Genomic DNA, 23228 nt, shown 5'->3' with positions numbered 1-23228 from the left:
GAGGATAACGTATGAGCGGCCTTCTAGAGGTAGGAGCCGTACTGGGCGATAAGTACGTAGTGAAGAAACTACTCGGAAAAGGAGGGATGGCTATTGTCTGGCTCGCCGAGAGGAAAGACGGTCTAAAGGTCGCCGTCAAGGAACCGATTATTTCAGGCGAGCCAGAGGAGAAAATTAAGCGGAATATCCAGTTCGTTGAGCACGAGGGACGAATCCTGGAGATGTTGAACAGCCCCTATATATGTCGGCTGTATGATGTGAAACGAGGGCGCGTAGGAGCGATCTCCACAATTCTCCTATTCCTGGAGTACCTCGACGGAGGTTCCCTCAGGGAATTGAGAGAGCCTGTCGACTCCAACAAGCTGAGAGATATAGCCATCCAGATCTTCGAGGGGCTGGCCGAAGTACACAAGGCGGGGGTAGTACACAGAGATGTGAAGCCCAGCAACGTCATGCGGGGCGGAGATGTGTATAAGCTCGTGGACTTCGGCACGGCCGTCTATCACTTCGAGAAGGCTACGCACATAGTTGTGTCGCCCGGAGGCTATACTGCGCCTGAACAATTGACGAGAGGCCTTTCTGTACCGCAGGCCGATGTGTGGTCGGCCGGGGCCACGCTGGTGTGGGCCTATACCCTTAAACATCCCTATAAATTTATAAAGGGTTATGATGTAGATAAAATAGTTGGAGAGTTACAAGTAAATATTCCTTCTACATATGATGATTTAATGGATAAATTTTTAGCTAGAACACTTGAGCCAGATTACAGAAAAAGGTTTTCCGATGCCGTAGAGGCTTTAAACTTCCTCAAGGGAATAGCCACAAAAGAGAAAGTAGGACTTAAGATAAGGATAAAGGGAACTAGTATATATATGACAGGAGGTAGATTGATCATAGGACGCACAGAAGATAAAGCCCTAGATCTAAAAATAGAGGGCGAGCGGCTTTACATCTACGATCCGCAGAAATATATCTCGCGGGAACACGCGGAAATCGCCGAGATTGGAGGCAGATGGGTTATCAGGGATTCCGGAAGCACGAATAGGACTGCGATATACAGAGACGGTAATTGGAAGGTGCTCTGGAAGGGACGCGGCAAGCCGTCCCAATGGGAGGAGCTGAGAGACGGCGATATAATAGCGTTCGGCTACGACGACGAGAAAGGCGCCTACATCACCGCGAAGGTAGAGCTATGAGGCTGATGATCTCTCTCGCAGGCAAGACGGTCTACGGCGAGCTTTCCGATATCCCTGAAGATGCTGGGGGTTGCGATTCGCTGAACTTAGCCAAGCTGGGCAGAAAGAGGGACTACAGACTGGCCGGCTATTTAAGATCAATTAGAGGCCCTCGTGAGTTGAACGAGGATTCGGCCGCCGTGGCTGTGAAGGAGGAAGAGGGACGTGGACTCGTGGCTGTTGCCGACGGCGTAGGGGGCTTAAGCTACGGCGACGCGGCGAGCTCTACGGCCATATGCGCCGTGATCGCAAATTTCGCGAAGGCGGACCACTACGACGAGAGCTGGCTGGCGGATCTATTCTCCAAGGCCCATGAGGCCGTATCCAGATTGGGGAAGGGAGCCACGACGCTCTCTGTGGCGTTAGTCGACGTCAACTCGCAGACAGTCGTGGCGGGCAATGTGGGCGACAGCCCTATGTACCTCGTGGATTTCGAGAAGGGGACTGTGACGGATTTAACCCCTAATAGGGATGAACGTGCCCGCTACATAGTACAGGCAGTAGGCCACAAGAGCTATGTAGGACCCCACATACTCAAGATCCCGATTGGGGCGCGCGGAGCGTTGCTGGCCGTTACAGACGGAATCGACGACTTTCTCCCAGACAAGAGGTTATACGCAGCGTATCTACGAGGGCCCGATCGGCATGTTAATGAGCTGATAAAAGCCGTCGAGAACAAGACCAAGGACAACGCGACCGCGGTTGCCCTTTACTTCAAGACCTCGCGGAGCTCGCTCTGGCGGCTCTTCCGTATTTAGATAAACATAGACGCGATCACGGAGGCCGTGGCTATGAGTGCGGCTATGAAGCCGTAGAGAGAGCTGGCCAGGAAGTTGCCCTCGCCCGTCTTGCCGACCAGAATGCCCAGAGCCACGGAGTTTATGACCACGCCTAATAGACTGTACCTCAGAACCGCCGGCACCTCGTTCCACGTTATGAGCTGGATATTCGCCGGTATGTTGCTCGCAACGGTTGTGGTTATGCCGGAGGCGTAGTCGGCGACTTGGAAGAGCAACGTCTTCACGACTCCCCCAAGCATAACCGCGATAATCGCTATAGTCATCAAGCCGAATATGACGGCGCCTCTTACGTTCGAGCGGGCAGCCTTGAGGATGTCAACCAACTCCCGCGAGGTGTCGGCCAGCTCTGCGAATATCTCGTGGCGGGCCCCCAGCCTTTCCGCCTCGGCGGTCGCCGATAGGACAACCCGGGCGAACCAGGGGGCCTTGGACCCCTCGGCCATCATGGCCTCGTAGAACGTCTTCCCCGACGCTATCTGTCTCATGACGCCTTTCATGAACCTATCGAACTGCTTGTTGTAGGTCTTCCGCTCCATGATTCTGACGACCGCTTGCGCCGGCGAGAGGCCGGTCTTGACGAGCTCCGAGAGATCTCTGGTGAAGAAGGGAAGGGCTGCGGTGATGTTCCACCGACGGCTGGACTCGGCCAGATACTTGGGAATTACGAAGGCGGTAGCTGCCATGGAGCCCAAGCCGAGGGCTATCGCAATTACGTAGGCGTTCTTGATGTCGGGGAGGAAAATAGCGCCTTGCTGAGAACTCACGTGTATGGGCAATGGCAGTGCTGAGAGGAGGAAGTAGGAGGCTACCCCGACAACGGCGCCTATGCCCGCGCCGATGCCGTAGAGCCGGTATAATCTAGTGAACTTCTCCGGCGTTTTGGGATAGGCCGAATCCACAAGAAGAGCCAGCGCGAGCGTCATTAGGGGTATGGCTACGAAGGTGTAGGCCGGGAGCTGGATCGACGTATTGGGGCCGTAGAAGATCGACGTCATGATGAACAGCATGAGGGGCAGAACTCCGAAGAACACCAGGATAACCTCGCCCAACACCTTTAGGTTCTCGGCGAGGCGGGCATACGCGGTCTTGAGCTCGAAGAGAACGCTTCTTAAGAGATCCCTCGCCTGTATGTATTGGCTGAGGCCAATTGTGCGGGCCACCGAGATAGTTACCAGGAAGTCGGCGACTTTGCTCCCCTCGAATAGGCGCGCGGCCTCGCCCAACGCCTCGTAGGGAGTCGGGATGAGGCGTTTGATCTGGAGCCTCTCGACGCCCTTCACAAGAGAGGCTAGGGTAGGCGCCACGCCGGGATTGTTGGCCACGGCGAAGAACCCCTCGGACATATCCCTCTCGGCCGCTGCGTATATGGTGGCGTAGACGGCGGCAGGCAACATCTCGCCTTCAAGCCTCCCGACTCTGCTCTTGAGCTCGAAGATCGGGTAGAGGTATAGGATGGGAGCCATCAGGAATACCGCCAGAGACGCCATGAGGAACATAGTCTGGTGTATCAGTATCCCGAAGGCGGCGATGGCCGCGCCGAGGCCTGCCATGGCTCCAGCCAAGAGAAGGCCCGTCTTCCGTAGCTCTTCCAGCTTGACTCCTAAAACAAACGCGAGTTCCTGGTTCGGAGAAAGCCTCTTCAACATGGCTCAACAACGCCTTCGGCCTTGCCTACCTTGATCTTCGCCCCATACGCTATCTCGACAGGTGTCCCCGGGCTGGCCCTGACGCCGTTTATGTAGAGGCCGTTTCTGGAGCCAAGATCCTCGAGATACCAACGGCCCTCCTTAAGAAGCGCCTTGAAGTGTTGGCGGGAGACGTATGAAGACAGATCGCCCAGAAAGGCGAAGTCGGCCCTCCCATAGATCTTCCCGTCGACGAGCTTCAAGACCCCTCCACCGAACTTAATACACATGTCGGAGGCCACGAGGGTCTCCTCTAACAACCGCGTCTCCTCCCAGACCACCGTCTCCTCGCTCTGTAGCCGCTCGCCGCCCGGCTGGGGAGCAGGCGGCGCCGGCATCCGCGGCACCTCCAAGGCGTCGACCTTCTGCGTCGGCGCCGTCAATCTGGCGTCGCTCTTCAACAACGGGATCGCCTTTTGATCTATTACCTTCCCGTCCAGCTCGACCCGGTACCTCAACTCGCCGCTACCCCTAGCCTTCAGCTCGAACACCTCCTCCTCGACGACCTTCGAGGTACCCTCCACGTTTAAAAGGGTCAAGCCAGGCGACGGCTCGAAATATATAACTTTCCTCCCGCGCGGCAGCTTAAACTTGAGGATCCAGTCCGCGGCGACGCCTTCGGCCTTCCGGGCCTCTTGTTGTTTGGGAGGCGGGCAGTCCGACACCTCGGGCACATATCCTCTGTAGAACCTGGCGAACAGATCGGCCAGTTCGTCGAGGGTCTGGATAGGCTTCTTTCTGTTAAGGCACATAAGCCTGCCGAGAAAGTCGACGCGCTTGGCGTACTCGCTCTTGAACTTCTCCAAGTCCCACTTGGCGAGCTCCATAATCCTCTGCGTAGTCCTCGCCGTCTCTAGGCCCTTGGCCACGTACCGATCGCCCTCTCTGTCGTACTCGAACAAGACGTTGTACAGCCTTTTAGAGGGATCTATTATATCGAAGACGTACTGGGTCCTGCGCTGTATCCTCCCGCCTATCTTGAACCTACCTATATAGACCACGAGAGCCAGAGACGTCAGATAGGCCGGAGGTATGCCCATGTGGTCGAGCCTGTTAAACACGTCCTCCACGGTGTCTGCGTGTATGGTCGTGACGCCGCCATGGCCCGTCGCCACAGCTTGAAACCACGCGGCTGCGTCTACCTCGCCCTTCTGGTTCCTGGCCCCCCTTATCTCGTTAATCACGACGTAGTCCACGTTGGCGCGCAGAAGCAACGCGACGAGGTCCATCAAGCCGATGCCTCTCTTGTCGTCGGTGTAGTAGGCCTGCCAGTTCTTGTGGGGGATGCGGAACTCCGGAATATCCTCAGCAGTGCCTATGCGTTTGTCTGGAGGCGCGAGGCCCAGTATCGCGTTGGCGTAGCTGGTCTTCCCCGAGCCCATCTCCCCCGCTATCAATATCGGCATCTTGTACTCTACAGCGAGCCAGAGATACGCCAGGAGCTCGGGCGACACGGTGCCTCTCTCCAGGAGGCCCAACACAGTCCACGGCTTCTCGGGGAAGATACGCACCACGAAGGAGGAGCCCCTAGATATCTCCTCGCCGAACGTCGCCGTAAGACGCCCCACGCCTTGGAGAAAGGCGTTGTCGATCTTGGGGTTCGAGACGCTTATGGTCTTCCCCGTGAGGAAGACAAGGCGCTGGATCAATTTGTCCAGCTCCCCCTTGGAGAACTTCATGTTCGTCTCAAGCCTCCCATACTCGGTATGCACTACGTTGAGCGGCAGGTCGGGTCCCTTACATTCTACGTTCTCCAGCTTCTTATCGCGGAGGACGGGATCCAGCGGGCCGAAGCCCAAGAGCTCCCTCTCGGCAAGGGCGACCAAAGTGGCGTCCTTGATGCCCAACTTCGCCAGCCTCCCCCTCAGATATTTGGAGGCCTCCTCCCTCCTACTGAGATCGAGAAAGAGCCCAGGATCCTCCACCTCCTCCGAGATCTTGGCGAGAGCGGCCCCCAACTTCTTGAGCGACTTCTCGGGGACAGGCGGATCCTCGACCACATACATATAGGAGGCGCCCGTATCCACTATCTTGATAGTGGAGATCCCCACATTATAGGTGGACACCACAGGCCCAGAAACGCCGCCGCGCCACGTCTTAACAGAAACCTCACCACCGCCTTCCTCTTCCTCCTCGGAACCGCCGCCTTTGATGAGGCGCCCAAGGATGCGCATAATCTTTTTAATGGTAATTGGTTTTTATGCTTTTTTAAGACATCAATAGACCCCATATGTCGTGCCGCCTCGGGAGAAACTATATAAAGGAACAAAATATAGGAGATATGCGGGCAGTAGCCGGAATAAGCGGTGTGGTGGTGACAGTGTTGCTGACTGTTATAGGCATTGTCGCCGTCTTAATGTTCTGGGCCATGTTCTCCGGGTTCTTCAACCCACATCCTAAGATAATCATAGAAAGCGCCGAGGTGACTCAGCTTTCGCCGGGGCAGTACGACGTATCCATCACGGTTAGAGAGGTCGGGGGCGCCTCAACCCAGATAACGGGCGCAGTAATTTACGGTACTGGCAGTCAATCTAGTAGCCAACCACCTCAGCTACAATGTAATCCTCCTGGCCAATCTCAGAGTAGCTCGAGCAGCTCGGCCTCCTCTTCGTCTCAGAGCTTCAGTATACCTGTAGGAGCCGGCCAGGAAGTCACGTTCTATTGCACTTATAGCGGTAACCTTATCCCGGGCCAGACATATTACCTAGCCGTCTATTATACTTCCGGCTCTAGCAACGTCAGGTCCGATCTCTACCCCGTAACGGTACACTGATGGAAGAAATAGTACCCACGCTCCTTTTTTTCTTCTTGATAATCGGGCTTACGTACTTCGTCGCCTCCATAGTTTTCCCTCTTCTCAAATCGGCTAACTACATCCAGCCGTCCTGGCAACTGCTCAAGGTAGCCAACACCTACAACTTCAGGCAGTCCCTCTACGCCACGGAGATCTATGTCGAGGTGACCTCGCCGAACTGCCGCTGGTCCCAGCAGTACCCTGTATGGTACTTCACGCCGGACTACCCGGGTAATTTGGTCAAGATAGAGCCCGACCTCTCCGCCATATTTCAAAAAACCACCGCAGAGCCCGTCGGCGCGTATATATCGACCGGCGTCCTCTACGGAGTAAACTACATAACGCTGACCTTCACCGACATAACGAACTTGAAGCCCGGATATATTTACGGCTCCCCCGTAACTATCGAGACTGTGTCTATGGCGGAGACTACGCTGACGCCCCAGAACGGCGATTCCTGTACGGTCGAGGTGAAATATAACGGCGGCGTGATCTATCGAGGTAGCGCCGCGTTCGTGGAGATATACGTGAGGACTGCCGTAGTTAAGTGATATGGAGATCCCCTCGGTAGTCCTCCTCTACGTCCTCCTCGCCCTGGGAGGCATCGCGGCGGCCCTATATGTATTTACGGTATATAACGGCGCGGTTTTCCAGATAAACTACGAGGCGTGTAGGGAGGTCGAGACGCTTCTGCAAGTGCTGGCCCAGTCTGCGTGGGCCGAGCCGGGCAACTACACAGGCTACGTGGATTTCTACTACCCAATCGTGGTTAACCTCAGAGGAGACGTCGTGGTTATAACTGTGGGCACCGACACCAGGGAGCCGGCTCAATGCTCCTTCAACACAACTGAGCTAGGCCAGTGGGCCCGCCAGATATCGATTCTGCCGGGCACCGGCACCGAGATAGTGGCGTTGAAGAGAGTGGTCGGCTGGAAGCCGTGCGGGGAAGGCCTCGCCCTACCGGCGCCGAGGCTGATAAAGGCCCAGGTCGACAACGGCGAGTACGTATACTACGTCTCGACCTACTGCAAGGCGGGAGAAATGGTAGAGGACTCCACTATAGAGATATACCTAAAATAGTTTAAATATAGCTGTCTTATTTACTGCATGAATGTGGTGGAAGCCACCGTCCTCGTCATTGTTTTTATCGTAGCGATATACCTAACCGTTTCGAACTTCCTCTCCACCGTAGACGGGTACCTAGACGTGCTCAAGAGCAGATACGAGGTCTTGAAAGACGCCATGGCCGCAGGCCAGAAAGTCTACTTCATGCCGAGCCATTTCTACGTCGTTAATCTGCCGGGGGGCACCGTCCAGCTCACGCCGTACTACATGCTGTGCACGAATCTGGACGCCAAGCTCTACAGAGCCGAGGGGTTCCCGGCCCTCCTAATAAACGCCACGTACTTCGGCTACCCCAGGGGCTACTACTTCCTGGTGCCCTCTCCGTCGTACGTCATCCCGGCAAGCGCCTTGACGGCCGCAACCGGCCAGCTCCCCTGCCTCAGCCAGTCGCAGTTGGTCAATGAGCCGGCCAAGGCCTTCCTAGTCCTCCCCAACGGCACAGTCCTGGCGACTTTGGAGAGGCCATGAAGGGACAGGCGGCGTTGCTGGAGGCCGCCCTAATCGCCATAGCGTTGGTGCTGACGCTCGTCCTAAGCCAGTACCTCTTCAAGGTCCAGTACACCAGCGGGAACTACGCGTTGAGGCTAGACGCGCAGAGGATACTGATGAACTGGACGGAGAGCGGGGTGATATACGCCATAGCCTACGGCATAGGCGGCAGCGGCGATCCGCAGTACGCCCGCGCGGCGCTGGAGACGCTTATACCGCCCAACATAGGCTACAACCTCACCGTCATTTCGCTGACCGGCGGCAAGATATTCACCATAACGAGAGGCTTCAACCCCTCGACGGCCGACGGCGCCTCAATCGTGATACTCAGAGGCGACGGCAGAATAGTCGTCTTGATGTTGTCGACATGAGGGGGCAAGTAGCAATAGCGGTAGTGGCGACGATCCTCGCCATCACTCTGATTATGCTGATCACGTTGCCGAAACGGACCCTCGGGCCGGAGGTCGCCATCGAGGACTACGCCATACGCAAGCTGGAGGTGCAGCAGATGCTGAACAACGCCGTAGAGGAGTCCATACTCGCCACAGCACAGATGATAAGCAACCCTAGCATGGACGCCGATTCAATAAAGCAAGCCTTTACAGACACCTTCAATGCCATATTTACGGAGAAGGCAGGCGAGTACGCGTTGATCAGAAACATAAGGTGCGATCTAGCCGAATTGAATGTAGATGTGACCGGGTCTAGTGTGGTGTACATAAAGAGCATATACGCCGCTGTTAAATGCGACGACGGGATAACCGCCTACACGTACTCGCAGGCAGACGTGTCCGTCGAGACGAAGAGCCTCGGCTTTTTCGGCGGAGTCAAGGCCACGGTCCAGCTGATCGCGGGCAACCGCCCCGTCAAGCTGATAACGTACGGAGCCGCCTTCCTGATCGAGAGCCAGTCTGCTGGAAGCCAGTCGACCGGGAGCGAATCGACCGGGAGCCAGTCGGCTGAGAGCCAGCCCACCGTGGTGATCTTCCCAGCACTCGGCGGCTTCAGCCCCGACCAAGCCATATGGTACTTCAACGTCACGGGGATACACGAGATAAAGATCGCCGTCCCGCCCGAATTCGCCCAACAGAGCACGTGCGAGCTCGTGATAGCCGTCGCATCGGTGGGGCAAGGAGCGGGCACCATAATAATGGCTCCCTGTAACGTCGGGCAATGAACGTCTCCTACGTCCTCCTAGTGGCGTTGCTGGTCGCCGTAACTCTGGCGATATACGGCACCTACCTCTACCTCATGAACAACATAAGATCCGTCTTCGCCGAAAACGTCGACATCGCTCTGAAATACCTACTGGCCACCCCCATAGGAGCCGAGAGGGAAGCCGTGCTCGTGTTGCCCCAAGGCTATCAGATGTACATATACAGCCCCACATCACCGCCCACGTGCGCCTCCGTCGCGCTCCCGCAGTGCAACGCCGCGACTTGTATAGCCATATTCACCCCGGCCGGCCTCCGCGTAGTGACGGCCGACGTATCCGTCGAGGTCGTTACGTCGGCAGGCGCGCAGAGCTGCACGTCGCTGACCCCCGGAGTCTACACAATAAAGGCATGGGCCGTCATGCCGAGCCCCGAAAAGGTGAGCGAGTGCACGCTGGGCTATCTTTTATTAGCAAGCGCCGAGTCCGCTCTACAATCCTCTAGTATATGTCAAGCACTTAGCCAAGTAGGCCTAGCTATTTCGCAACAGATATGCGGCACATTGGGAAATACGCCCTACGTGCTCTGGAAAACTTATTGTACAGAAAAAATAATATTAAAAATTTCTTAATTTAATGTATATTAATATATATAAATGGTTTATTTATTTCATTTACAATATTAGTATCACTATATATTATTGTATTGCCAACAGTCCCCAACACAAAGAGCTCTCTAGCCGGCGCCGAGTATGGCACAATGACGTAATAGGGATTCAGCGACTTGCTGTCGTTGACCACAAACACAGGGTACACCCGCAACGCGGTGAAGTATTCGTTGAAGCCTAAGAGGACAGGCAAAGTTATGTTTTTATAGAGATTTGGCTCGGGATTATCGGATGATATATTGTAATATATAAAGCCGGAAGGAACATTTACGCCGTAGCAAAGCCGTTGCGTCGGCGAGGGTATAGGCGTAGTCAAGGGATACATAGATAAGAAATATGTAGGTATATACATAGCATCAGTAATACTTTGATATAGATTTATTAAATATAATTTGGAATAACCTATAATAGACAAGCTACATAGTTGACCTTTTATGGAATCTGGAACTTGGTTTTCGGTTACCAGCCCATTGAATATACTATACTGACCAAACAACTGTTTTACTATCTCCATTGCTGTATCAGATAATTTATTATTAACATAGTCATCTATTTGCTCACAAATATAATTTCCTATATTATTTATAGAATTCTGTATGAAATTCGTAACTTGGTTTATTATATTTGAGGCAATCGTGTTGCTAACCAACGTGGCCAACTTACCGGGATCAATGGAGCATTTAAGTGAAGACGATTCGCCCGTCGGGCCTTCAGACGAAGACGATCCGCCCGTTAGGCCGCCTGTTGAGCTTTCCAAGCTCGACGATAATATTGGCGAAATCTGGCAGGATAAACTGTTCACAGCACTAGAACATATGCTATATAAAATATCGCCGGATGCAGAACTTTGTGATGAGCATGATTGCGGCTGATTGCTCAACGGCTGGCCTGCCGCTGTCTGCGAGGAACTCTGTGGCGTGCATAGACTGCTTATGATACTCCCTAATTTATCTAACGTCGTACCGTAGATATATACTCTTCCAAGCGACCAGAAATCGAAGGTAAGATTGTAATTAAAATAGTTTATATTAGACTTATCATCATTATATTTGCTGCCGATAACATATGGAGGCACCGAAACAATATAGATACTTAATTTACCTTCTTGATTACTATTAATAGAAAGGGAATTGAATTTTATTTCACCCTTATTTATATATCTAGATATTGTATCATTTATAATTTTTTGAATATCGCTAGTATAACTTAATCCTTCTAGTTCATTAGCTACACTCTTTTTAAAACTGTCTATAAAGCTCTGCAATAGACTGGTAGCGTCGTAAGTGATCGTAATATTGTATATTCCCGGAACCGCAGGAACTGCGAAGTAATACCTTTCGGGTGGATTATTCTGTAGATTATCCTCTGGTAGATTAATCTCGCGGACTATTGGGATCATATCAATTATCCCTTTACTACCTGGCACAAACATATCGGCCACCGCACTCAAGAATCCCTTAACGCCGGCGAAAAGCGCCTCGCCTAAAGACGGGCTACTCACAAAAGATGCCGAAAGCGGCTCGTACTGGGCTCTACATGTCGCACTATCTGTAACATTGAAGACAGGTATGCTTATTGACTTACCTATTGATTCATCTGGAGTCCATAGTTTAGAGACTTTTATGTTGCCGCTAATCGTTATCTCGTTACTTAAAGCGCCCACAATTCCGTTTGCCAATATCAGCACCACATTAGCGCCAGGCAATGTGGCAAAAAACTCAGTTACAGATTCTTTTACAGATTCTTTAAAGAATTTATCGACATATTTAGAAATACAACTAGAAGCAGTACCACTAATATATGAAGCAATAGTGTTATCAACATTAATATTTAAATCGGTAGAAAGCATATTATTAAGTTCATTCGCAACATCATTAGATAACTTAGAAGAAATTGTTTTACTAAAGGTTTGACTTAGAGAATTTTGCAGAGGAGAAGTATTTAATTGATTATCCAAGTTACTGTATATATGTTCAAATTGAGAAAGAATTATATTTTGGATATAATTTTTGATATAATTTGGTAAATTTTGATTTAAGGAATTTATACAATCATCAATTGAGTTTCCAGAAGCAGTTAATTGACTAGATTCATCTGACTGGACATTGTGGATTAGCTTATAAAGAATATACGATTTATAGAGATTTTCATAATAATTTTTAAGATTATAATTTATGTCATTGATTATATTTGGAATAATCTTTGGATCGACTGTAGCAAAAACTGAATCGATAAATTTATCATTAGCAAGAATCACATTATTAGAAAGTGAAGTTATTATATCATCAAGATAATAACCATCGATTTGGTCAAAATTATCAATTTCAAAGCTGGTCACTGTACACTGATATTGTCCTGTGTATTTTACATTAATATAAACATAGATATATGGATTATTTTGTTGATTATTTATGTCAATATTATTTTGTTGATTATTTATGTCAATACCATACTTAAGAGTGTAATAACCATCAATGTTGTTTTTACTTTCTACATAAAGATTAATATTTTTTAATTCATTTTGTAATTCATATTTTAAAGTATCTTGATATGTTTTATACCAATTATTTAATTTTTTATGTAAATATTCAAGGATTGTTAAGGTATACGGCGCAGCGGCAGCCCCTGGTTTACTCTGTGCTAGCGTGTTTAATACATCGCTAAATATATCAAATAGACCTTGTGTATGTACAAGTATTATGAATATTAATTTTATTTTAAATGCTTCATATGGGTAAAATATATTTCTAAAACTTTTTAATTGATTCAGATCATATGCTATTTTATTATTATCCCATTGTTGATTCGCTAAATCATTAACTAATGTTGATATAAGACTATCTAATACTTTTTCGTCATCAGGGCTGTACGGTATTGCTATTGCTATGACATTTATCAAGCCATTGTCAAATGTCTGTTGGTCTATGCTCGGTAGCACGAACATCAACCAATACTCTGCGTTGCGGCCGAGGACGAAGTTGTATGACGTAGTGTCTATCCAGTTCTCTATTGTGCCGGGTAGCTCTATGACTTGGACCACTGGCTGGCTTGTGGATTGGGCGGCCGATATACGCGTTGCGGCGAGTAGCAGTAATAGAACTATAACCGCCACTTTTATAGTATTAGACATAGTGATTCGCTAGAGCGCAATTTTTTAATTTTGCTCTATGACAGACGACGCAGGCTCAGCTACATTCAATTCTTATGTTGACGACACCGGCTAGGTTCACCACGGCGCCTTGCGCCAGCCTCAGGGGCTCCGCCACCTTTTTGCCCTCGACGTATACCCCGCCTTTGCTGCCGGCGTCTTTGATATATATCCCGTCTTCTCCTCTATAGATCGCCAGGTGGGCCCTCTCGCCGACGCGGCGCGATATGTAGGGGACCTTCTCCGGCGGTATTATCTGTTGGAGGTCCTCGCGGCCGAGTAGGGCCGGGATCGGCACCTCCATGCTCTTCCCAGTCTCTATACAGGTCAAGACGCATTTCCCCGCTTGTTGCGGGGCGGGCGTCTGGGGGGCCGGCTTCTCTGCGGTGGCCTCGAGCTGTTGCTCCTCGACGGGCAGTGTGAGGGTCACTGTGGCCTCCCAGAAGGCCTCCTTGCCCTCGCCCGACGGCGCGGCCTCGAGGAGCCTCTGCGCCTTCCTCCTCAAGGGCTCGGGCGCCGTGGGGGTCTCCGAGACGGCCCTAAGCACCTCCACGCTCACGACGCCGCCTTCCGCCAGCTTCTCCAGCTCTTGGGCCATGGATAGGGTCAGCGTGGCGGTCCTGTCGGGGGTCAGCTTGTCGCTCGTCACCACGTCGCGGTAGGTGCCGGCGTCTGTCGTGACTGAGACCTCGACGCGGTAGTCGGGCGAGGTGGTCTTGAATCTGAAGACCGCGCTGATCACGTCGCCGGCCGCCACGTCCTCCAGCTCCACCTCCTTGGATACCGGTAGCCGCGACACGACGGCGCCTATCTTCCTCACGTCGACGAGCTCGGCCCCCGAAGGCTCCACCGCTATCTTGGGCCTCCTCGCCACGACGGTCTTCGCCCTCCTGAGCTCGTTGGCAAGCACTTGCGATATGTCGCGTATCTGCGATATGTGGTACCAGGCGCCGCCCGAGCTGTTGGCTAGGGCGTAGAGTATCTTCTCGTTGTAGTCGTCGCCGATGCCTATAGCCGATATGGTTATGCCGTACCTCGCCGCGGCCTTGCCGAGGTGCTCGTACCACCTCTCCTCGGTGTAGTAGGGCCAGGGCTCCCCGTCGGTTATCACCACTATCCTCTTGGGGATGTTCTCGGGGACGGCCCTCCTCGGCATGAGCGGGAGGCCCCGCTTGATCCCCCTCAAGTCGTCTATGACTTGGAGGAGGGCTTGGTAGAGCAGGGTGTAGGTCCCCGGCTTTATCTTCTCTATCTTGCCCAACATCTTCCTGGCCTTCTCGACTGGGGTTGGCGGGACCAAGGCCTTGACCTTCTCGTCGAAGACGTAGACGGCGACTATGTCCTCCGGCGCCATGCTCTCGACGAGCCCCTTCGCGGCCTCTATGGCGTGCGCCAGCTTGTCGAAGTCGGCCATAGACTTCGACTTGTCTATCAATATGGCGAAGGCGGTGTTGGTCTCGGGCGCAGGCCCCCGGCCCCTTGCGCTCAGCCTGACCTCGACATCTAAATAGCCGTCGGGGGTATTGTTGGCGTATAGGTCGACCTCTAAATCTCCTAAACGGACCATGATTTATAAATAGGACTATTAATTAATTTGTGGCCGCCGCACCAAACGCCGGGCCCCCCTCGCCGCCTCAGTGGGGCGTCTCGATAGTGGATGCCGCCGGCAGAGAGCGGCTCCGCTTCCTCCCGGGGGAGGACATCTACCTGCAGGTAGGCGGCGCCGGGAAGATCTCGGTCAGAATAGTGGACCTATCCACGGGCGTGTTGGTATCGGAGAAGTCGCTCGAGGCGGGGGAGGCGGGCAAGTATCTCCTCTGGAGGACCTCGCCTCTGACGACCCCCGGCAACTACAGAGTGTATGTAGACCACGCAGGTACCCCTTACGTCTTCACGCTCGTCATAGGGCCTGCCTCCAGGCGGGTTTTCCCCCTGCCGTACGCCGTCGCGGCCGCCGCCGCGACAGTTGCAGTAGCAAGCGCGTTGTTGTTGGCGCCTCCCTACTCGGCGATTTCTGCGTCGGGCGCGGCCGCCGTAGCCGCAATCGCGCTGTATCTGGCGCTACGCGGCAAGCCGGAGGCCCTGCCGCCTGCTCCTCCGGTCTACTACCTCTACCTCCCGGCCGGCGTGAGGATTAAGGTGGACAAGCCGTATATGGTGTACGGCCGGGACTTCTTCGCGCGGCTCGGCGTCCCCTCTGACTTGTTGAGGTACATAAGCAGGTCGCACTTCGCCATATCTTACGTCGGCGGGCGCTACTACATAGAGGATCTCGGCTCTAAAAACGGCACGTTCCTCAACGGGCGCCCCATAAAGGGCCTCGGCGCCCAAGTCCTCAACCCCGGCGACATAATCACCGTCGCCCAGATCCTCAGCATAAAGTTCGTAACAGGCAAGTTTAAGTAGGGCCACTGTCTTTCTTCATATCCCTCTCGATTCTCGTCTTTATTATATAATTTAACTAAACTAACAATAAATCAAACTCTATACTAAAAGAATTAGTTAGATTTATGATTTTTCTTAGATTACATCATTCTAACACATTATGGCAATCTACCAAACGTAGTAAGAAGGTTTTTAAGCGCTATCTATAGTCCTTGTATGATCAGGACCATATCTATACTGATACTAGTCTTTTCGTCGTTGGCTATTTTTATCTTCGCACAAGTTCCATGGGTTGGATTTATTGTTATGCCTGGTCAATCGTACGGTATATGTTTGGGAGATCGATACGGTTACATTGTAGGTTATGAATGGATCGCAAACACCACCGATATGGAATGGAGTATTTTCTCATTTCTTAAAGTAAACGGAAGCGGCGGGGCTAGTATTGGTATGCGTCTATCTTCCTTCAAAAATGCTAATACTTTATCTAGTTGCATCGTTGTTAACGGTAAGCTGTACGCAGTGGGCGAGGCCGGTGGATACTGGGGATTTCTAATTAGTACTCCGATATATCCATTTGCACCAACCGGTAAAGTTAGTTATATAAAGGGTCGAGCTTATTTTGTGACATCTGATTATGAATATATTTACGTAGTTGGTTCAGAAATTTTTGGGAATTATTCATATTGGCATATTGAGAAGAGAGATCTCAATCTGGATCTTATTGCTGAGTATACTTCACCAAATATGATTGGCATACCGCAGTACGTCGGCATTGACCCAGTCACTGGCCAGCTTTGGGTCGTTGGGGATACAATTTCAGGTGGCAACGCGACGTGGGCTATATTGGTCTTGAATAGGAATCTGACCAAGCCAACGGTATTGAAGCCGGGCCTACCGGGAAGAGCCCTCGGAGTCGCATTCGACGACGCGGGCGACGCCTACGTATACGGCAGAGGGGGCATAGTAAAGTACAGCCCGAACGGCACAGAACTGGCCAGCTTCACCGGAAACTTTACTATAGTAGGAGTAGTATATGCAGGTAACCTATTATATGTAGTTACTGCTGACTATAAACTATTGATACTAGATTTAAATTTAAATAAGATAAATGTTATTGACTTAGAGCCATTAATATTAAACAATATTCAGAATGAATATTATGGTCTTAAAATAATAAATGGATTCGGCAAAATTATTACTACTGCCTCTGATGGGCTTAATATATATGCGATCGGAACCGCTATGCCCGGGCCCGATGTTCACTGGGCACCTGCTGTTAATGTAACCGGAGTTATTTATTTCTCGATTTCTATTCCTCTGCCTGCCGTTCCGGTTTCTGTCAGCGTGGTCGATGGTTTTGGCTCTGTTGAGGATTGGCACATAGACGTGGTGTATCCGAGCACCAATGTGCTTGTGGCCAGTGGCGACGGTGTGGCGAAAGCTAAGTTGCTCCAGGGAACGAGGTATATAGCGAGGATCTACGGGCCGGGCTTCTTTTACAGCACTACGTTTGTTGTTAACGGTAGCGAGATTGTGGTGCGGGTACCGACCGGCCGGCTATCGGCGAGAGTGGTGGATAGCTTCGGGAGAGTGGTGGATAGCTGGCCTGTCGAGATCGTCGGGGTGGCTTCTGGCAACGGAACTGTAGGGCCTCTAGAGGTTTTGGCCGGCAACTACGTGGTTGCGGCAAAGGCTTTCGGGAAGAAGTTCGAAAAGGCCGTCGTTGTCGAGGCAGGCGAGGTCGTTAACGCCGTCGTCCAGATACCCACGGCAAATCTCAGCATAGTGGTTGTGAACAGCTCAGGCCGGCAGATACAGCCCAGCGAGGTTCTGCTAGAGGGTCCAATCTCCATGAGCTTCCAGAAGCCGCCTGCCGGGCTGGAGCTACTCGCCGGAAACTACACCGTGGAGATCTTAACGGAGGGGAAAAACATAACCGAACAGATAGAGCTAAAGCCAGGGGAAGTGAAAACCGTAAAGATAGTTGTCCCAACAGGGATCGAGTCATCGACCACGAGTGCGGTGCCTACGGGTACCGCCGCTACAGTCACCACCACGGCAGTCTTGACGGTTACTTCTGTCGTTGCTTCTTCGCCTTCTGTATCCACTGTTACTGTTTCTTCTGTGGTTACTAGGACTATTATCGCTTCGTCGTCTTCTACTTTGCTGTCTGGTGAAGCTCCTTTGTTTGTGATTGCCGTCGCGGCTTCTGTAGCCGTCCTCGCCGCTGTGTTAGCTGTCAGAAAACGTAGAAAAGTAATAAGACTAGAGCCGCTAGAAGGAGAAGAGACAAGAACATGGGGGACGCAGAAGAGAGAAGAAGAGGGCAGAGATTAATAGGGGCTGGAGGGGCGATGGGGCGCGTTAGGCCCGCCAGACCGCGATGTAGTAGGGCGAGTACCTCGTGTACCTCTTCTCTTTCTTGAAGCCGGCGGCCTCCAGCAGAGACTCCACGTCCTTCCAGCGGAATACGTGCTTGGCGCCGAAGGAGACCACTATGGCGAGGAGGCCCGGCGTCGACTCGACCACCTGCTGGCCTACGAGGACCGCGGCGCCGGGCTTCAAGGCCTTCTTGAGGCAGGAGAGCTCCGTGAGGGGGTCGGACATCCAGTACAGCGTGTGGAAGATCAACGCGGCGTCGAACTGGCCGGCGAACTTCCTCGCCGTCTCGGCGGCGTGGGGGTCGCAGATGGTGGGCGTCTGAACCACGCATATCCTCTCGCCGCACGTATTGGGGGAGGCGCCGAGAAGGGCCGCAGCGGCCTCCACGTCGTCGGGCTCGGGGTCGTAGGCGAAGTACTTGTCGGGCGAGTGGCGCCTCAACACGGCGTAGGCCATCTGCCCCTCCTTGCAGTGGGGCTCCACTATCTTGCCGAACTTCTCGACCTTGACGACGTCTGGGAAGGTGTCCCTCATTATGTTGTACCAACCCTGGGCCAGCATGGAGGAGTAGAGGACCCTCAGCCTCTCGCGGTCGACGATCCCCCGGGCCACGCTCGCGGCTCCAAGCGCGTCGAATGCCTCGTGCAGCTCTACGAACTCCGCCGCGTAGGGGTTGACCGGCCTCTCCGGCCTCTCCACCTTCTTGACTATCTCGCCCTCGTCGTCGACGACGCCCCGGGCCCTCAACGCCATGTAGAGGGCCTTGCCGAAGATGCCTCCGCCAGCGTCTACGCCGAGCTCACGCCTCAGCTCGTCCCACCACTTGACGGCGTACCAGAGGCTCCAGGCCAGCGCCTTCCTCACCTCGTCTATCCCGCCGTTCGCCTTTATGAAGCGGCCGTAGTGCCTAAGGGCGTTGAGGTCGTCTAGGGAGAAGCTCATGGCGCTCCCAGCCTCCGCCTGCGAGCCGGCGCCATGTCAAGTGCAGACGAGTATCCCGGCCTCCCTCAGCCTCCTGAGGAGCGGCTGGAGCTCCGGCGGGATCGAGCCGGCCCTCAAGGCGTCGAGCACGGCGTTTTGGAGAGCCGGCGGCACTAAGGACGAGAAGGCGTCGAAGTCGTTGACCTCGCAGTTGGCGACGGGTTGTGCCGTTGCGGCCTCCTTCCTTACCCTTTCCTGAAAGGACATGCAACTTCGCGCATACATGTTTAAAAAAACTTACGCAATGGAGGCCTATCTGCGTAGCTCGAGGACTCGGCGCGTTTATATGCGGAATTCCCAGGTCTCAGACCCACCTCCCTCATCATGGCCTCTATCTCCTTCCAAGTGTGGAAGAGCTTGCGGGCGCCTACTGCGGCAATCAGAGCCACGGCCCGCACGCTACGCCATCTACATATTCGTTGACGGCCACGTACTTGGCCCTCTCGGCGGTAGCCTTCAACAGATGTAGCGGGTCGTCGACTCAGTAGAGAACCGACTGGACAATGGCAAAGTCCGCCCTCTCGTTACACGGCCACAGCTCCCCAGAAACACGTTGAAGCCGGCCGCCGACGAGGCCTCGGCCACGGCGGGGTCGACTTATTGGGCAACTATCTGGGCAGCGAGCCCCCGCTCTTTAAAGTCTCCATGATGTCTAGGAGCTCCGCCAAGCCCGCGCCGACCGACAGAATTGTCTCGGCGTCTCCTCTAATAAGAGGCGCCAGGAGCGGGCATGGAGCGGCTGTCGTACTGCCAATAGGGCGGCGTATTGAGGAACGGGGCATATTCTACCCTCCTCTCGGCATCCGGTATAGGCCCGGCTACTCCTTGACACACGTCATCCAGCGCCTACATCACGAGCTTCTCCCAGTCCTGGAGCGAACAGGACAGGGGGTCGCCGGCGGCGCGTCCGGCGTACGGGCACACCGCGTCTAGGATCCGGCGAGTTGATTCCTCAACACCCCACAGCAACTGCCGGCGGCCTCGCACGTGAGCTCGCGCGGCGCTCGTCCCAAACTCGCCGGAGATCCGTAGCCCCCGCGGCGCGGTGGAGGTCGGCGGCGCCGCGTATTTCGGCCGATTAAGGCACGGCGCAGGCGTCGAGTTGAAGAGGCCGGGCTTGTTAGGGGCTTGCTGCCAGCAACACTACGCCGAGGCCTCAACTTTCCGGTTGCCGGATTTGCGGCGCGTAAGGCCCCGTACGTCAGCCGCTTCGGGGAGCCTAGATGCGGGCGCCTTGAGGTCGCCGGGAAGGAACGGCGTCAGGCTGGGGTCAGCCGGAGACGCCTCAGCGTAGCCGTCAGCCCGCCTTCCATCCACTCTATTTATTCATCATTATATTAAATTATAATAATTCTATATTTAAATTAATTTGGGAAAAATTTTTAATTATTATGAAATTTGCCTTTATGTCTTCGGAATTCCTGGAGGTGTACAGGAAGTCGTTGGAGGATCCAGTGGGGTTCTGGGAGGAGCAGGCGGGGAGGCTGTACTGGAAGGAGCGGTGGGTCAAGACGTACGACGACTCCAACCCGCCGTTCTATAAGTGGTTCGTCGGCGGGAGGACGAACATATCCTACAACGCCCTCGACAGACACGTGATGTCTGGCAGGGGCAATAAGGCGGCGCTGATATGGGCCTCGGCGTCCGGCGAGTATAGGGTGCTCCGCTACTGGGATCTCTACAGGGAGGTGAACAGGCTGGCTGCCCTCTTGAGGGGCCTCGGCGTGGGGAGGGGCGATAGGGTCGCCATATATATGCCCATGGTGCCGGAGGCCATGATAGCCATGTTGGCCGTAAACAGGATAGGCGCGGTCCACACAGTCGTCTTCTCGGGCTTCGGCGCCCAGGCGCTGGCCGACAGAATATCGGACGCCAAGGCCTCTCTGGTGATCACGGCCGACGGCATGACGAGGAGGGGGAGGGCGATCCCCCTAAAGCCGGTGGTGGACGAGGCGCTAGGGATAGCCGGGGCCGACGCGGCCGTCTTGGTCTACAGAAGGCTGGGGATGGACGTGGCCATGAGGGAGGGGAGAGATCTCTGGTGGCACGAGGCGCTGAGGCGTATACCCCCCGGCGCGTACGCTGAGCCTGAATGGGTCGGCGGGGACGCCCCCCTCTTCATCCTCTACACCTCGGGCACCACGGGGAAGCCCAAGGGGATACTGCACCTCCACGGCTCCTACATGGTCTGGATATGGTACGCCTTCAACCACCTCGTGGGGGCCGAGAGGGAGTTCAGAGACGACATAGTCTTCTTCTCCACGGCCGATGTAGGCTGGATATCGGGCCACCACTACGGGGTCCACGGCCCGCTCTTGAACGGGCTGACTGTGCTCTGGTACGAGGACGCGCCGGACTACCCCCACCCCGGCATATGGTGGGAGCTGGCCGAGACCTACGGCGTGACCCACATGCTCTTCTCGCCGACCGCCGTAAGGCTCTTGATGAAGTACGGGGACGAGTGGCCCAGGAGGTACGACCTAAGCCGCTTGATGGCCCTATACCCCACCGGCGAGGTCCTCAACGAGGAGGCCTACAAGTGGCTGAGGGACGTAGTCTGCGGGGGGAGGCCCAGCTGCCAGATAGCCGATATTTGGGGCCAGACAGAGACAGCTTGCTTCGTCACGGCGCCGGGCTCCATGAACCTAGGGGGGTTCAGGTACAAGTACGGGTCTGTGGGGCTGCCCTACCCCACTTTGAGGATAGAGATACTGGACGACGAGGGGAGGCCCCTCCCGCCTGGGCAGAAGGGGCACGTGGTCGCGAAGCCGCCGTTGCCCCCCGCCTTCCTCCACAGCCTCTGGGGCGACCCCGACAGGTACGTCCGCTCCTACTGGTCGAGGTTCCCCGGCTACTACCACACGGGCGACGTGGGCTATATAGACGAGGAGGGGCACCTCCACATATTGGGCCGCTCCGACGACGTCATTAAGGTGGCGGGCCACAGGCTCTCGACGAGGGAGGTCGAGGACCTCTTGACGTCGCATCCCGCCGTGGCGGAGGCCGCCGTCGTAGGCGTCCCCGACCCCGTCCGCGGCGAGGTATTGGGCGTTTTCGTAGTGCCCAAGGACGGGGCCAAGATAACCGAGGAGGAGGTCGCGGCCCACCTCAAGAGGGCTTTAGGCCCCGTGGCGGTCGTGGGGAAGATAGCCATATTGGGCAGACTGCCCAAGACGAGGACGGGCAAGGTGATGAGGAGGGTTCTGAGAGCCATGGCGGCCGGACAGCCGCTGGGCGACCTCAGCACGATAGAGGACGAGGAGAGCGTGGAGGAGCTCAAGAAAGCTATATCGGGCGGAGGCCGTACCCCAGCGCTTTCCTGACAGCCTCTCTGTGGAGCGGCGTCTGCCACGCGACGTACTTCCCCACGCCCAGCTCGGGATCTCTCTCCGGCGGAGGCGCGTCGACCCAGAATCTGGGATCTCTGTCGTGTAGGTTGTGGACCACCAGATTCCTCTCGACGAGTATGTCGAGGAGCCCCTCAGGCGCCTCGACCGTCCAGAGCACGTCGGGGTCCTCGACAGCCTTCTCAAGCCAACCCCTCCACCTAAACAAATCCGGGGAGTTCAACTCCTTCCCCCTCATAAACATCTCGACAACCTTATCCACGTCCCACCCCGCCTCGTACAGCTGGCCTAGCAATCTGGGATTTCCTCCCGTCAGCCTCCAGACATCCTCGAATGGGGGCTTGTCCCCCGGTATTTGGTCGTATAGTTGCTTGAAGCCATCCCTCGACATGTTCCACATGGGGTATTGGTCGGCCCACATATGCCTCCCGATCTCCCTCCTGGCGACGCCCTCGCCAGCCGCAACGACGGCGACGACCGCGTCGTAGCTCCTAGGCGGATACTCAATCACGCCGAGCATGCCCTTGACGTAGATAGCGGCCTTGTCTAGGCCGATGGCTTGGAATATGTCGTCCGCCAGCAACGCCACCCTCCTCCTGCCGGCCTTTATGAGCTCCCTCGCCAGATCTATAAGGGCCCAGGCCGCCCTGCCCCAAGCCTCCGCCGTCGCCTCCCTAAGGATCTCTACGAGGCGGCTCCTTACGTCCGACACGCCCACCTCAGCCAAGAACTCCCTCTGGAGGGGATTTACGTATAGGACGTCGAAGCCCAGCTCCCTAAGGAGCTCCGCCGACTGCCTAAGCCAAGCAGACTTCCCACAGCCCTCCGGCCCGAAAACCAGCTTCACGAGGCGCGTGCCCCTCTCAGCCCACTCCTCCACGCGCCTCAGCGCAGCCTCGCGGTCTGCGAACACGACTGCGAGGCCCCTGGCGAGATCCAGCCTAATCCGCCCCACGCCGAGCTCTGCGCCTCTATATTTATGCCTGTTGATTGCGCCCTGCCGTCCTCCGCGATGCGGCCCTTGCCGGCTCGC

The 23228-nt window shown here is 54.4% G+C and carries 21 protein-coding genes; 13 read left to right on the top strand and 8 right to left on the bottom strand.

The features are described from left to right. Nucleotides 1-11: 11 nt before the first annotated feature. Together TUZN_RS04480 and TUZN_RS04475 are read left to right on the top strand one after the other, a co-directional pair. Nucleotides 12-1196: an FHA domain-containing serine/threonine-protein kinase gene (locus TUZN_RS04480; protein ID WP_013679753.1), complete on the top strand. Its 1185-nt coding sequence runs from the start codon at nucleotides 12-14 to the stop codon at nucleotides 1194-1196. Further along, a complete protein-coding gene (locus tag TUZN_RS04475; protein WP_013679752.1) occupies nucleotides 1193-1993 on the top strand; it encodes a PP2C family protein-serine/threonine phosphatase in 801 nt (266 codons plus the stop codon). The genes TUZN_RS04480 and TUZN_RS04475 overlap by 4 nt, the downstream gene beginning before the upstream one ends. Here the strand turns inward: TUZN_RS04475 and TUZN_RS04470 are convergent. Continuing rightward, nucleotides 1990-3681 (bottom strand): type II secretion system F family protein, encoded by a 1692-nt coding sequence (locus TUZN_RS04470; RefSeq protein ID WP_013679751.1) that lies wholly within the window; start codon nucleotides 3679-3681, stop codon nucleotides 1990-1992. The genes TUZN_RS04475 and TUZN_RS04470 overlap by 4 nt on opposite strands. Continuing rightward, nucleotides 3675-5894, bottom strand: coding sequence for an ATPase, T2SS/T4P/T4SS family (locus TUZN_RS04465; protein WP_148678585.1), 2220 nt, complete (start codon nucleotides 5892-5894; stop codon nucleotides 3675-3677). Before TUZN_RS04465 ends, TUZN_RS04470 begins: the two co-directional genes overlap by 7 nt. Nucleotides 5895-5950: 56 nt before the next feature. Here TUZN_RS04465 and TUZN_RS04460 point away from each other — a divergent pair, with 56 nt between their 5' ends. Genes TUZN_RS04460 through TUZN_RS04430 form a run of 7 tightly spaced genes read left to right on the top strand, consistent with a single transcriptional unit; the run spans nucleotide 5951 to nucleotide 9913 of the window. Next, entirely contained in the window at nucleotides 5951-6493 is a 543-nt protein-coding gene (locus tag TUZN_RS04460) for a hypothetical protein (protein ID WP_013679749.1), read from the top strand. Beyond that, nucleotides 6493-7065 (top strand): hypothetical protein, encoded by a 573-nt coding sequence (locus tag TUZN_RS04455; protein WP_013679748.1) that lies wholly within the window; start codon nucleotides 6493-6495, stop codon nucleotides 7063-7065. The genes TUZN_RS04460 and TUZN_RS04455 overlap by 1 nt, the downstream gene beginning before the upstream one ends. A gap of 1 nt (nucleotide 7066) precedes the next feature. Then, nucleotides 7067-7594 carry a hypothetical protein gene (locus tag TUZN_RS04450; RefSeq protein ID WP_013679747.1) on the top strand — a complete coding sequence of 176 codons (528 nt, stop codon included), beginning with the start codon at nucleotides 7067-7069 and terminating at the stop codon, nucleotides 7592-7594. A gap of 27 nt (nucleotides 7595-7621) precedes the next feature. Next, nucleotides 7622-8107, top strand: coding sequence for a hypothetical protein (locus tag TUZN_RS04445; protein ID WP_013679746.1), 486 nt, complete (start codon nucleotides 7622-7624; stop codon nucleotides 8105-8107). Beyond that, nucleotides 8104-8499, top strand: a complete 396-nt coding sequence (locus tag TUZN_RS04440) for a hypothetical protein (RefSeq protein WP_013679745.1) — start codon at nucleotides 8104-8106, stop codon at nucleotides 8497-8499. Before TUZN_RS04445 ends, TUZN_RS04440 begins: the two co-directional genes overlap by 4 nt. Beyond that, a complete protein-coding gene (locus tag TUZN_RS04435; RefSeq protein WP_013679744.1) occupies nucleotides 8496-9305 on the top strand; it encodes a hypothetical protein in 810 nt (269 codons plus the stop codon). Before TUZN_RS04440 ends, TUZN_RS04435 begins: the two co-directional genes overlap by 4 nt. After that, a complete protein-coding gene (locus TUZN_RS04430; protein ID WP_013679743.1) occupies nucleotides 9302-9913 on the top strand; it encodes a hypothetical protein in 612 nt (203 codons plus the stop codon). The genes TUZN_RS04435 and TUZN_RS04430 overlap by 4 nt, the downstream gene beginning before the upstream one ends. Nucleotide 9914: 1 nt before the next feature. On the opposite strand, the gene TUZN_RS11010 is transcribed toward TUZN_RS04430, so the two are convergent. Further along, complete coding sequence (locus tag TUZN_RS11010) at nucleotides 9915-13079, bottom strand: hypothetical protein (protein ID WP_013679742.1); 3165 nt, start codon at nucleotides 13077-13079, stop codon at nucleotides 9915-9917. 55 nt (nucleotides 13080-13134) lie between these two features. Further along, the gene (locus tag TUZN_RS04405; protein ID WP_013679741.1) at nucleotides 13135-14664 is read right to left on the bottom strand and encodes a VWA domain-containing protein; all 1530 of its coding nucleotides are present in this window, start codon (nucleotides 14662-14664) and stop codon (nucleotides 13135-13137) included. A gap of 29 nt (nucleotides 14665-14693) precedes the next feature. Here TUZN_RS04405 and TUZN_RS04400 point away from each other — a divergent pair, with 29 nt between their 5' ends. Next, a complete protein-coding gene (locus TUZN_RS04400; protein ID WP_013679740.1) occupies nucleotides 14694-15503 on the top strand; it encodes an FHA domain-containing protein in 810 nt (269 codons plus the stop codon). A gap of 195 nt (nucleotides 15504-15698) precedes the next feature. Then, nucleotides 15699-17822: an SMP-30/gluconolactonase/LRE family protein gene (locus TUZN_RS04395; protein ID WP_148678584.1), complete on the top strand. Its 2124-nt coding sequence runs from the start codon at nucleotides 15699-15701 to the stop codon at nucleotides 17820-17822. Between the two features lie 27 nt (nucleotides 17823-17849). On the opposite strand, the gene TUZN_RS04390 is transcribed toward TUZN_RS04395, so the two are convergent. The 3 genes from TUZN_RS04390 to TUZN_RS11225 are packed head-to-tail and all read right to left on the bottom strand — an operon-like array spanning nucleotide 17850 to nucleotide 19237. After that, entirely contained in the window at nucleotides 17850-18809 is a 960-nt protein-coding gene (locus TUZN_RS04390) for a methyltransferase domain-containing protein (protein ID WP_013679738.1), read from the bottom strand. Between the two features lie 36 nt (nucleotides 18810-18845). Further along, on the bottom strand, nucleotides 18846-19055 hold the full coding sequence (locus tag TUZN_RS04385; RefSeq protein WP_013679737.1) for a hypothetical protein: 210 nt from the start codon (nucleotides 19053-19055) through the stop codon (nucleotides 18846-18848). 20 nt (nucleotides 19056-19075) lie between these two features. Next, nucleotides 19076-19237 carry a hypothetical protein gene (locus tag TUZN_RS11225; protein ID WP_013679736.1) on the bottom strand — a complete coding sequence of 54 codons (162 nt, stop codon included), beginning with the start codon at nucleotides 19235-19237 and terminating at the stop codon, nucleotides 19076-19078. Nucleotides 19238-19893: 656 nt separating this feature from the next. Between TUZN_RS11225 and TUZN_RS11005 the strand changes: the two genes are divergently transcribed. Next, the gene (locus TUZN_RS11005) at nucleotides 19894-20142 is read left to right on the top strand and encodes a hypothetical protein (protein WP_013679735.1); all 249 of its coding nucleotides are present in this window, start codon (nucleotides 19894-19896) and stop codon (nucleotides 20140-20142) included. Between the two features lie 112 nt (nucleotides 20143-20254). Then, on the top strand, nucleotides 20255-22171 hold the full coding sequence (locus tag TUZN_RS04380) for an acetate--CoA ligase (RefSeq protein ID WP_052886085.1): 1917 nt from the start codon (nucleotides 20255-20257) through the stop codon (nucleotides 22169-22171). On the opposite strand, the gene TUZN_RS04375 is transcribed toward TUZN_RS04380, so the two are convergent. Then, nucleotides 22134-23150 (bottom strand): ATP-binding protein, encoded by a 1017-nt coding sequence (locus TUZN_RS04375; protein WP_013679733.1) that lies wholly within the window; start codon nucleotides 23148-23150, stop codon nucleotides 22134-22136. The two genes, TUZN_RS04380 and TUZN_RS04375, sit on opposite strands and share 38 nt — an antisense overlap. Nucleotides 23151-23228: the final 78 nt, after the last annotated feature.

The sequence above is a fragment of the Thermoproteus uzoniensis 768-20 genome (assembly GCF_000193375.1).
Taxonomy (GTDB): domain Archaea; phylum Thermoproteota; class Thermoprotei; order Thermoproteales; family Thermoproteaceae; genus Thermoproteus; species Thermoproteus uzoniensis_A.
The sequence above is the reverse complement of the archived record's forward strand: the minus strand, read 5'-3'. Positions and strand labels throughout refer to the sequence as shown.

Excerpts from the sequence above, each read along its gene's own strand:
- TUZN_RS04480 (WP_013679753.1), top strand. The coding sequence starts at position 12 with ATGAGCGGCCTTCTAGAGGTAGGAGCCGTACTGGGCGATAAGTACGTA.
- TUZN_RS04475 (WP_013679752.1), top strand. The coding sequence starts at position 1,193 with ATGAGGCTGATGATCTCTCTCGCAGGCAAGACGGTCTACGGCGAGCTT.
- TUZN_RS04470 (WP_013679751.1), bottom strand. The coding sequence starts at position 3,681 with ATGTTGAAGAGGCTTTCTCCGAACCAGGAACTCGCGTTTGTTTTAGGA.
- TUZN_RS04465 (WP_148678585.1), bottom strand. The coding sequence starts at position 5,894 with ATGCGCATCCTTGGGCGCCTCATCAAAGGCGGCGGTTCCGAGGAGGAA.
- TUZN_RS04460 (WP_013679749.1), top strand. The coding sequence starts at position 5,951 with ATGTCGTGCCGCCTCGGGAGAAACTATATAAAGGAACAAAATATAGGA.
- TUZN_RS04455 (WP_013679748.1), top strand. The coding sequence starts at position 6,493 with ATGGAAGAAATAGTACCCACGCTCCTTTTTTTCTTCTTGATAATCGGG.
- TUZN_RS04450 (WP_013679747.1), top strand. The coding sequence starts at position 7,067 with ATGGAGATCCCCTCGGTAGTCCTCCTCTACGTCCTCCTCGCCCTGGGA.
- TUZN_RS04445 (WP_013679746.1), top strand. The coding sequence starts at position 7,622 with ATGAATGTGGTGGAAGCCACCGTCCTCGTCATTGTTTTTATCGTAGCG.
- TUZN_RS04440 (WP_013679745.1), top strand. The coding sequence starts at position 8,104 with ATGAAGGGACAGGCGGCGTTGCTGGAGGCCGCCCTAATCGCCATAGCG.
- TUZN_RS04435 (WP_013679744.1), top strand. The coding sequence starts at position 8,496 with ATGAGGGGGCAAGTAGCAATAGCGGTAGTGGCGACGATCCTCGCCATC.
- TUZN_RS04430 (WP_013679743.1), top strand. The coding sequence starts at position 9,302 with ATGAACGTCTCCTACGTCCTCCTAGTGGCGTTGCTGGTCGCCGTAACT.
- TUZN_RS11010 (WP_013679742.1), bottom strand. The coding sequence starts at position 13,079 with ATGTCTAATACTATAAAAGTGGCGGTTATAGTTCTATTACTGCTACTC.
- TUZN_RS04405 (WP_013679741.1), bottom strand. The coding sequence starts at position 14,664 with ATGGTCCGTTTAGGAGATTTAGAGGTCGACCTATACGCCAACAATACC.
- TUZN_RS04395 (WP_148678584.1), top strand. The coding sequence starts at position 15,699 with ATGATCAGGACCATATCTATACTGATACTAGTCTTTTCGTCGTTGGCT.
- TUZN_RS04390 (WP_013679738.1), bottom strand. The coding sequence starts at position 18,809 with ATGAGCTTCTCCCTAGACGACCTCAACGCCCTTAGGCACTACGGCCGC.
- TUZN_RS04385 (WP_013679737.1), bottom strand. The coding sequence starts at position 19,055 with ATGTCCTTTCAGGAAAGGGTAAGGAAGGAGGCCGCAACGGCACAACCC.
- TUZN_RS04380 (WP_052886085.1), top strand. The coding sequence starts at position 20,255 with ATGTCTTCGGAATTCCTGGAGGTGTACAGGAAGTCGTTGGAGGATCCA.